The following is a 9654-nucleotide window of genomic DNA, read 5'->3' on the forward strand; positions in this document are numbered from 1 at the left end:
ATCTGGCGCGAACTGGGCACGCCGCTGGCGGTGGTCGGCGCTTCGCTGGGCGGCCTCATTAGCATGGCCGCAGTCGGCCGCGCCGATGCGCCGTCGATCAACGCGCTGGTGCTGGTGGACATTGCGCCGCGCATGGAAGAAGCCGGTGTCGATCGCATCGTCAGTTTCATGCGGGCGCGGCCCGATGGTTTTGCGTCGCTGGAAGAAGCCGCGCAACACATCGCTGACTACCGTGGGCGGCCAATGGAAGGACCGATCGAGGGCCTGAAGAAGAACCTGCGTATGAATGTGCAAGGCCGCTGGAATTGGCATTGGGACCCGCAACTGATGAGCGAGGCCAACCACAACCACCGGCGCGACGCGGATGGCTACGAGCGCGCCTTGCGCGGTCTGCAGGCGCCCACCCTGCTGCTGCGCGGCCAACGCAGCGACGTGATCAGCGAAGAAGATGCGCGCGCCCTGGTGCAAACCTTGCCGCGGGCGCGCTTTGTCGACCTCAAGGGCGCCGGCCACATGATCGCCGGTGATGCCAACGACGCCTTCGCCGCCAGCGTGGCGGCGTTTCTGCACGAAGTAATGCCGCCGGCGCCACCTCCGGCGAGTCGAAGCTGAATCTGAACGAGGAGCATGGAATGAGTTTGCGATCTTTTACGCTGCACGATCTCATCAAGCGCAACGCGCGTTTGTACGGATCGAACACCGCCCTGGTGTTCGGCGATCAGCGGGTCACGCACGCCCAGTATGCCGAGCGCACGGCGCGCCTGGCGGCTGGTCTGGCGGCCGCAGGCGTGGGCCAGGGTGACCGGCTGGCGATACTGGCCCCCAACTGCCTGGAATATGTCGACCTGTTCGGCGCAGCCGCCCAGTTGGGCGTGATCGTGGTGCCGATCAACTGGCGGCTGTCGGCCGAGGAGGTGGCCTATGTCATCGAGGACGTGGCGCCGCGGGTGCTGATCGTCGCCGATGAGTTCCAGGCCCTGCTGCCGCAGAGCGGCCTGGACGACAAGCTGCGCTACACGCTGGGCGTCGCGCCAGCGCCCTGGCAACCCGTCAGCGCCTTGTATCTCGATCGCACCGTGCCGCCCGCCGATCTGAATGACGATGAGGGGCTCGTCATCATCCACACCGCCGCCGTGGGCGGGCGGCCGCGCGGCGCGCTGCTCTCGCACCGCGGCCTGATCGCCGCCAGCCTGCAGACGCAACTGGCCTGGCAGTTGACCACTTCAGATGTCAATCTGGGCGTCTTGCCGCTGTTTCACGTGGCCGCCATCGGCTTCATGCTGGCCACGCAGCAGGCGGGCGGGGCGACGCTGCTGCTGACACGTTTCGATCCGCCCAGCCTGGTCAAGCATATCGACGAGGACGGCGGCAGCCTGATCGGCACCTTCCCGCCGATGCTGGGCGCCCTGCTGGACGCCGCAGCGGCCCAGGGCTCGGCACTGGACAGCCTGCGCGTGGTGTCGGGAATCGACGTGCCCGAGACCATCGCGCGCTTGCGCACCACCTGCCCCCAGGCGACTTTCTGGAGTGCCTACGGCCAGACCGAGACCTCGGGCTCGGTCAGTCTGGCGCCATTTGACGAGCGCCCCGGCAGCGCCGGGCGGCCCACCGCGCTGAACACGGTCGCAGTGGTGGACGAACTGGACCGCCCGTTGCCCACCGGCGCCACCGGCGAGATCGTGGTGCGGGGTCCGATGGTGTTCCAGGGCTACTGGCGCTGCGAAGCAGACAACGCTTTCGCGCTGCGCAACGGCTGGCACCACACGGGCGACATGGGGCGCGTCGATGCCGAGGGCTACCTCTGGTACAGCGGGCGTTCACCGGCCAAGGAGTTGATCAAGCCGGGGGGCGAGAACGTTTATCCGGCTGAAGTCGAGCGGGTCATTATGGAGCACCCGGCGCTGGCGCAGGTGGTGGTCCTCGGTGTGCCGGACGTTCAGTGGGGCGAGGCGGTCAAGGCGGTCTGCGTGCTGAAGGCAGGGTGCACGCTGAGTGCCGAGGAGTTGATCGAGTTTGTGGGCGGTCGCATCGCACGCTACAAAAAACCCAAGCACGTGGTGTTTGTACCGGCACTCCCCTTGGGCGGTGCCGATAGCATTGACCGCGCGGCCGTCAAGGCCGCGCACGGTGGCGCCTGATGGCCATGTCAGCCCGGTGTGCTCAAACCGCCGTTGACGCTCAGGGTCTGGCCGGTGATGGCATCGGACTCCGGTCCGGCCAAGAACGCCGCCGCGTTGGCGATGTCCTGGCAGTGCACGGGGAACAGCATGCGCTTGCGCAGGTTCTCGATCATGTCCTTGCCGTGACCGCCTTCGAGCGCTGGCGAGCCCGGGCCCCAGCGCGGCTCGGCATCCCAGATGTAGCTCATCGCCACCGCGTTGACCCGAATGCCGTCGCGCCCCAGTTCACGCGCCAGCACGCGGCACATCTGCATCATGCCGGCGGTGGCGCCGCCAATGAAGGATTCGCCGACCGTGGCCACGCGGCCCGCGTCGGTGCCCACCGCGACGATCTTGCCGCGGCCGTGCAGTGCCATGACGCGGGCGGCAGCCTGGATCGCAAATGCGCGGGTGAGCCAGTGGGCGCGGATGTAGTTGTCGAAGTCGCCGTTGCTCATTTCCTTGAAAAGGCGAAAGGACGGCGAGTCGGCACTGGCGCCTGCGCCGCTGGCCACCAGGATGTCAAGGCGACCGTGGCGCTCGGCAACTCGATCCACCATGGCACGAACCGCGTCGCTATGGGTCAGGTCGGCTTGTTCAAACGCGGCGCAGTAGCCGTTCGCAGCGATCTCGTTGATCACTGCCTGTCCGGCTTCGGGATTGCGGCCGTTGACGATCACGTGCGCGCCGCGCCGCGCCAACTCCAGCGCAATGGCACGACCGATGAAGGCCGTGGCACCGGTGACGAGGGCGATCTGGCCCTGAAGTTGACCGCCAGGCAAGGGTGCTGGGTTCATCCGCTGTTCTCCTGCGCTAGACGACATAAAAACCCAATTATGTCAAAACAGCGGGCCAGGCCGATAGAAGGATTGCCCGCAGAGAACCACTTTCATCCATCACCACCCATCAATCACCGGACTTCAAAATGGCCAACCTGACCGACAGCGCCAAGTCGCATCATTTCAAGACGCACCGACGCACCATCACCGAAACCGACATCGTCACCTTCGTCAATGTGGTCGGCTTGCATGAACCATTTTTCATCGACATGGAGTACATCCGGGAGAACATGACCGGATCGCATCGCAGCCGCTTTGCGCCCGGCCCGATGGTCATTTCGCTCGGCATGGGGCTGCTGGCAACCTATGTGTCCGAAATCATCAAGCAGGTGCTGGAAGGGCGCGAGGTTGGCCCGTTCGGCGGTATGACCGGCGTACAGGCACGCCTGCGCGGTGCGCTGTTTCCGGGCGACACCATTCATGTCGAAGGGGAGGCCCGACTGCTCCCCACGACCTCGCGCGGCTATACCCTGATGGAGTTGCAACATTTGGTGATCAATCAGCGTGGCGAAACCATTGCCGACTTCACTGAAACCATTACTTTTTTGCCTGCTGCTCCGGCTCCATGAATTTTGAACTTTCGTGAGTCGTTTGCCTGTGGCAGCCCGTCCACGACTCGCGACGTCAAATGGCCGGATCAATAGTACAGACCGCACAGACCGGGATATCCAACACCAGGAGATTTCTACATATGACAAAACGAGAAGCTGTGATCGTCGGCGTTGCCGACCTGCCACTGAAGGACGGCAAGGTCCTTGCGCCCATGTCGGTCCTGCAGGCCCAGGCGCTGGTCGCCCGCGACGCCTTGAAGGACGCCGGCATCGCCATGCACGAAGTCGATGGGTTGCTGACCGCCGGTATGTGGGGGGTGCCCGGCCCGGGCCAGTTGCCGACCGTGACGCTGTCGGAGTACCTGGGGATTACGCCGCGCTTCGTCGACGGCACCAACATCGGCGGCTCGGCCTTCGAGGCGCATGTGGCGCATGCCGCCACCGCCATCGAGGCTGGCCGCTGCGAGGTGGCGCTGATCACTTACGGTAGCCTGCAGAAGAGCGAGATGAGCCGAAACCTCGCCGGGCGCCCGGCGGTGCTGACCATGCAGTACGAAACCCCCTGGGGCATGCCCACGCCGGTGGGCGGCTATGCGATGGCGGCCAAGCGCCACATGCACGAATATGGCACCACCTCCGAGCAGCTGGCCGAGATCGCGGTGTCCACGCGCAAGTGGGCGGCGCTCAATCCGGCGGCCACCATGCGCGAGCCGCTGTCGATCGAGGATGTGCTCCAGAGCACGATGATCTCCGACCCGCTGCACCTGCTCGATATCTGTCTGGTCACCGACGGTGGTGGCGCGGTGGTCATGACCACCGCCGAGCACGCCAAGGCGCTCGGTCGCAAGCCGGTGTTCGTGCGCGGTTACGGCGAATCACACACCCACTGGACCATCGCCGCCATGGCCGACCTAGCGCGCCTGACGGCCGCCGAAGTGGCCGGTCGGGACGCCTTTGCCATGGCGGGCATCCGGCATGACGCCATTGACGTGGTTGAGGTCTATGACTCGTTCACCATCACCGTGCTGCTGACGCTCGAAGCGCTGGGCTTTTGCAAGCGTGGCGAGGGTGGAGCCTTTGTCGCCAACCAGCGCACCGCGCCGGGCGGTGTATTCCCGCTTAACACCAACGGCGGCGGTCTGTCTTACGCACACCCAGGCATGTACGGCATCTTCCTGCTGATCGAGGCGGTGCGCCAGTTGCGCGGTGAATGCGGCCCGCGCCAGATTCAGGACGCCGTGACCGCCCTGGTCCACGGCACCGGCGGCACGCTCTCCAGCGGTGCCACTTGCATTCTCTCCACCCGGTGAACACCATGTACGACAAACCCCTGCCCGTCATCGATGGCGAGAGCCGCTCCTATTGGGACGCCCTGAAACAACATCGCCTGACACTCAAGCGCTGCCATGACTGTGGCAAGCACCATTTCTATCCGCGCGTCCTGTGCCCGCACTGCCATTCCGACGCCGTCGAATGGGTCGATGCGCGCGGCACCGGCACCATTTACAGCTACACCATCGCGCGTCGGCCGGCCGGTCCGGCCTTCAAGGCCGACACCCCCTACGTGGTGGCGGTGATCGACCTCGACGAGGGCGCGCGCATGATGACCAACATCGTCACCGACGATGTGGAGGCGGTGCGCATCGGCCAGCGTGTGACGGTGCAGTACGACGACGTGACCGACGAGGTCACGCTGCCGAAGTTCCGGCTGTTGTAGCGCCGAGGTTTCCCATATGGACTTCACCATCGATCCCGATACCGTGGCGATTGCCGAGGCAGTGCTGCGCTTCGTGGAGCGCGAAGTGCTGCCGCTGCAGCAGCGCCACCACGACCTGCTGGGCAGCGAACGCAGCTTGTTCGATGCCAGCGGTCGTTATGTGCCCGAGGCGCTGGCGCTGCGCCAGCAGGTGCGCAAGCGCTCCGCGGAACTGGGCTTCTACACCTTGTTCGGCGACGAAAAACTGGGTGGTGGCGGGCAGGGCGCGCAGGTCATGGCCCATGTGCAGGAGGTGCTCAACCACCGCGTGGGTCCGGCCCAGCCTCTTGTGCAGACGGTGGTGCTGCCATCGCCCTTCACCAACGGTCTGTCGCCGGTGCTGCGGCACCTGAAGCCGGACATCTTCGCGCAATACCGCGATCGCATCGCCAGCGGCGACAAGACCCTGTGCTTTGGTCTGAGCGAGCCCGATGCAGGCTCCGATGTATTCGGCATGCGAACCCGCGCCGTGCGCGACGGTGACGAATGGGTGCTCACCGGCACCAAGCAGTGGATCACCAACTCGCCCTACGCCGATTACGCCATGGTGTTCGCGCTGACCGACCCCGAAGCCGCGGCGCGCCACAAGGGCGGCGTCACCGGTTTCTTCGTCGACACGCGCGTGCCCGGTTTTTCCGTGCCGCGCATCATCAACACCATGGGCCACCTGGGCGGCGACACCGGCGTCATCGTGCTCGACGGCGTGCGTGTGCGCGACGACCACCGGCTCGGCGAAGTCGGGCGCGGACTGGCGGTGGCCATGGACGGCGTCAACGCCGGGCGCATGGGCATGGCGGCATCTTGCCTGGGCCTGGCCCGATGGGCGCTGGACCAAGCTGTGGACTATGCCAAGGTGCGAAATACCTTTGGCGTGCCCATTGCCGAGCACCAGGCCATCCAGCTCATGCTGGCCGACAGCGCCATGGACATCTACGCCGCCAAGACCATGATCCAGAACTGTGCCTGGCGCCTGGACAGCGGCCGCGCCGTCACCGCGCAGGTCAGCATGGTCAAGGCATTTTCGACCGAGATGCTGGGGCGCGTGATGGACCGCAGCATCCAGATCCACGGCGGCATGGGCCTGACCAACGAACTGCGCCTGGAAGAGGGCTACCGCTTCGCCCGCGTGATGCGCATACCCGACGGTACGGGCGAAATCCAGCGCCGCACCGTCGCGCGCCAGTTGCTGACTGGACAGGCCGACCTGTAGGCTGTGTGGATCCTCTGCAATGCCCAACCCGGAGGCAGATTGACATGATGAAAAAGCACGAAATGAAGGAACACGAACTGTTTGCGGGAGGCCATCGGCTGGCAGCCACCACCTGGGGTGATGTGGGCAACGGGCAGCCGAGCATCGTGATGATGCATGGCGGGCTGGACTGCATCACCACCTGGAAAGATCTGCCTCAGGGGTTGGCCGAAGCCAGCGGCTGGCCGGTGCTGGCCTATGACCGGTATGGTTATGGGCGATCCGAGCGTCTGGTGGGTGGGCGCGAGCCCAGTTACCGGCGTGAAGAGGCCGGGCCGGTGCTTGGCGAGGTGTTGCGCCACTTCGGAATCCAAGAGGCGTTGATGTTCGGCCACAGTGATGGAGGAGCCATGTCGGTGCTGGCTGCGGCGGCGCATCCTGAGCTGGTATGCGGCGTTCTGGCTTGCTCGCCAACCATGGCTGTGGATCAGTTCATGGTGGATGCAATGGCCGTCGCGCGGCGCGCGTTTGAGCAAGACGGCCTGCGTGAAAAACTTCGGCGCCACCATGGCGACAACACCGACACCATGTTCTGGGGCTGGTACGAGCCCTGGGCCAGCCCGCAGGCACTTCAATGGGACATGAGCGCCGAGCTTGCCGCCGTGCGTTGTCCAGTTTCCGTGTTGTTCGGCAATGACGATGAATATGGCTGGCGGCCCAGCGCGATGGCCTTGTTTCGTCATGGTCTGATGCCGCTTGAAGTGACGGCGCTGCCTGGAGTTGGCCACCACCCGCAGCAGCGCGCCCGCAGGGAGACCATGGACGTGTTGCAGCGCTTGCTTCACCGTATGAACAACACCGCCCCGGCCAACGACAAAGGGTAAGTCCGATGAGAGGCATCAGGGAGCACGGATCTGGGTGCACGGCCCCACTGCGCCCATGCATTCGATTACGACGACGTGGCCATCTACCAGAACGTGGATCGCAAGCCCGGCCAGCTGGCCAACACCCTGCCGTTGTCGCGCCGATACATCTATGGAAGCCATTGAGCGCGCTGATCGTTATGCCGTTGCAAATAACAGCATAGACACGAGCGATTCTGGAAGAAAGTGCCCACGCAGTGCCATCAAAAATGCCGACACCGTACACAGCGTTGGCTTCCCGCAGGCATGGGCATTGTTGGCGGCTCGCAGATCGTTCTGGCGCCGGTTGCTTGACGTTTTCGCACCCTTTGTGATCGGTCAAGGTTCGGGCCCGCAGCAAACTTACAATCAACGAAACACTTGGAATATTGTCCCTCCCTTGCAATTGCCTGATCGCTGGCAAAAGCCTTTCATGTATGCGATCACTGCTGTGATCGTCACCGGCGTCGTCGTGGCTTGGCGCTGGGCAGCCCCCGACCGTTTGCCAGACGGCATTGTGGGGGGGAACGGTCGCCTTGAGGCCACGACGCTCGATGTGGCGGCCAAGTCGGGCGGGCGCTTGCAGAGCCTGCGTGTGCACGAGGGCGACTTCGTTGCTGCCGGTGACGAGATCGCGCGAATGGACACGCGAGTGCTGGAGGCGCAACTTCGCGGAGCCCAGGCCCAGCAGCGGCAGGCGCGCACGGCGCGGGAAACGGCGACTGCGCTGGTGCGCCAGAGGCAGCAAGCGGTATCTACCGTGGCGGCCCTGATCTTGCAGCGCGAAGCCGAGTTCGCCCTGGCCGAGAAGGAACTGCGACGCACGTCGGAACTGGTGGCGCAGAATTTCATCTCGGCCCAGCAGCTCGACGCAGCCAACGTGCGCGTGCAGTCCAGCCGCGCTGCGCTGAGCGCGGCGAAATCGCAGCGCATCGAGGCCGAGTCAGGGGTGCTTGTCGCACGGTCACAGATTGTCGAGTCCGAGGCCGCCATCGAGTCCGCACTGGCGGCCGTTGATCGCATGGAGGTGGAGATCGCGGATGCGGTGCTGCGCGCGCCGCGCGCCGGACGCGTGCAAACCGTTCTGACCCATGCCGGCGAAATGCTCGCCGGGGGCGGGCGCGTGGTGACGCTGGTGGATCTGGCCGACGTGACCATGAGTTTCTTTCTGCCCGAAACCGTCGCTGGCCGCGTGGCCATCGGTGCCGAAGCGCGGCTTGTGCTGGACGCGGCGCCGAACCTGGTCATCCCGGCCCAGGTCGATTTTGTCGCCAGCGTGGCGCAATTCACGCCGAAGACCGTGGAGACCCAGTCCGAACGGCAGAAGATGGTCTTCAAGGTGCGTGCGCGGATCGACCCGGCGTTGCTTGGCCACCATCGCGAGCAAGTCAAGACCGGCTTGCCGGGCATGGCCTATGTTCGCGTCGGCGCTGAGCCATGGCCTCCGAAGTTGTCAGTGAATGTGCCGGAAGCTGTCCCGGCGGCTTCTGAGCACGCGCGATGAAAGGCGATCCGCCTGCGGTGCGTGTGCAGGGCGTTGGTCACCGCTATGGCGGCGTCGTGGCCCTCGATGGCATTGACCTGGTCTTGCCCGTGGGAGGGATCATCGGCTTCGTCGGTCCTGACGGCGTCGGCAAATCCACGCTGCTGGCGCTGGTGGCGGGCGCCCGCGCGCTGCAAAGCGGCCACGTCACCGTGCTTGGCGGCGACTTGGCCCGACCCGCGCATCGGCGCCGCGTCTGCCCGCGCATCGCCTACAACCCGCAGGGGCTCGGGCGCAACCTCTACGCGACGCTGTCGGTGCGCGAGAACCTCGACTACTTCGGCCGCCTGTTCGGCCACGGTCAGCGCGAGCGCGAGGCCCGCATTGTCGAACTGTTGGGCAGCACGGGTCTGCTGCCCTTCGCCGACCGACCCGTGGGCAAGCTGTCCGGCGGCATGAAGCAGAAGCTCGGCCTGTGCTGCGCGCTGATCCATGACCCGGACCTGCTGATCCTGGACGAGCCGACGACCGGCGTCGACCCGCTGTCGCGCCGCCAGTTCTGGGTGCTGATCGACCGCATCCGCGCCCTTCGCCCCGGCATGACCGTGCTCGTGGCCACGGCCTACATGGAGGAAGCCGGGCGCTTCGACCGCCTGGTGGCCATGCATGCTGGCCGGGTGCTGGCGGTCGGCACGCCCGCCGAGATGCTGCAGCGCACCGGCTGCGCCAGCCTGGAGGATGCCTTCGTCGCGATGCTGCCGGCAGCATCGCGACG

At 65.5% G+C, this 9654-nt stretch carries 10 protein-coding genes; 9 read left to right on the top strand and 1 reads right to left on the bottom strand.

Annotated features, from left to right (window positions below; genetic code table 11):
* On the top strand, window positions 1-612 hold a 612-nt coding region (locus ABYB95_RS11000; protein WP_372658557.1), incomplete at its 5' end, for an alpha/beta fold hydrolase.
* A 20-nt stretch (window positions 613-632) separates the two neighbouring features.
* Window positions 633-2138, top strand: coding sequence for an AMP-binding protein (locus tag ABYB95_RS11005; RefSeq protein ID WP_372658558.1), 1506 nt, complete (start codon window positions 633-635; stop codon window positions 2136-2138).
* A gap of 8 nt (window positions 2139-2146) precedes the next feature.
* On the opposite strand, the gene ABYB95_RS11010 is transcribed toward ABYB95_RS11005, so the two are convergent.
* Complete coding sequence (locus ABYB95_RS11010) at window positions 2147-2956, bottom strand: SDR family NAD(P)-dependent oxidoreductase (RefSeq protein ID WP_008905491.1); 810 nt, start codon at window positions 2954-2956, stop codon at window positions 2147-2149.
* Window positions 2957-3084: 128 nt separating this feature from the next.
* On the opposite strand from ABYB95_RS11010, the gene ABYB95_RS11015 reads away from it, so the two are divergent.
* The 7 genes from ABYB95_RS11015 to ABYB95_RS11045 all read left to right on the top strand — a co-directional run.
* Window positions 3085-3567 carry a MaoC family dehydratase gene (locus ABYB95_RS11015; protein ID WP_008905492.1) on the top strand — a complete coding sequence of 161 codons (483 nt, stop codon included), beginning with the start codon at window positions 3085-3087 and terminating at the stop codon, window positions 3565-3567.
* A 122-nt stretch (window positions 3568-3689) separates the two neighbouring features.
* Window positions 3690-4859 carry an acetyl-CoA acetyltransferase gene (locus ABYB95_RS11020; RefSeq protein WP_008905493.1) on the top strand — a complete coding sequence of 390 codons (1170 nt, stop codon included), beginning with the start codon at window positions 3690-3692 and terminating at the stop codon, window positions 4857-4859.
* Window positions 4860-4864: 5 nt separating this feature from the next.
* Window positions 4865-5266 carry a Zn-ribbon domain-containing OB-fold protein gene (locus tag ABYB95_RS11025; RefSeq protein WP_034694630.1) on the top strand — a complete coding sequence of 134 codons (402 nt, stop codon included), beginning with the start codon at window positions 4865-4867 and terminating at the stop codon, window positions 5264-5266.
* 16 nt (window positions 5267-5282) lie between these two features.
* On the top strand, window positions 5283-6515 hold the full coding sequence (locus ABYB95_RS11030) for an acyl-CoA dehydrogenase family protein (RefSeq protein WP_372658560.1): 1233 nt from the start codon (window positions 5283-5285) through the stop codon (window positions 6513-6515).
* 122 nt (window positions 6516-6637) lie between these two features.
* Window positions 6638-7378 (top strand): alpha/beta fold hydrolase, encoded by a 741-nt coding sequence (locus ABYB95_RS11035; RefSeq protein WP_372658562.1) that lies wholly within the window; start codon window positions 6638-6640, stop codon window positions 7376-7378.
* A gap of 151 nt (window positions 7379-7529) precedes the next feature.
* Window positions 7530-8900, top strand: coding sequence for an HlyD family secretion protein (locus tag ABYB95_RS11040; protein ID WP_372658563.1), 1371 nt, complete (start codon window positions 7530-7532; stop codon window positions 8898-8900).
* On the top strand, window positions 8897-9654 hold a 758-nt coding region (locus ABYB95_RS11045), incomplete at its 3' end, for an ATP-binding cassette domain-containing protein (RefSeq protein ID WP_372658564.1). The genes ABYB95_RS11040 and ABYB95_RS11045, both read left to right, overlap by 4 nt.

The organism is Hydrogenophaga sp. (assembly GCF_041633695.1).
GTDB lineage: Bacteria > Pseudomonadota > Gammaproteobacteria > Burkholderiales > Burkholderiaceae_C > Hydrogenophaga.

Coding starts and splice junctions, on each gene's coding strand:
- ABYB95_RS11005 (WP_372658558.1), top strand. CDS start 633: ATGAGTTTGCGATCTTTTACGCTGCACGATCTCATCAAGCGCAACGCG.
- ABYB95_RS11010 (WP_008905491.1), bottom strand. CDS start 2,956: ATGAACCCAGCACCCTTGCCTGGCGGTCAACTTCAGGGCCAGATCGCC.
- ABYB95_RS11015 (WP_008905492.1), top strand. CDS start 3,085: ATGGCCAACCTGACCGACAGCGCCAAGTCGCATCATTTCAAGACGCAC.
- ABYB95_RS11020 (WP_008905493.1), top strand. CDS start 3,690: ATGACAAAACGAGAAGCTGTGATCGTCGGCGTTGCCGACCTGCCACTG.
- ABYB95_RS11025 (WP_034694630.1), top strand. CDS start 4,865: ATGTACGACAAACCCCTGCCCGTCATCGATGGCGAGAGCCGCTCCTAT.
- ABYB95_RS11030 (WP_372658560.1), top strand. CDS start 5,283: ATGGACTTCACCATCGATCCCGATACCGTGGCGATTGCCGAGGCAGTG.
- ABYB95_RS11040 (WP_372658563.1), top strand. CDS start 7,530: ATGGAAGCCATTGAGCGCGCTGATCGTTATGCCGTTGCAAATAACAGC.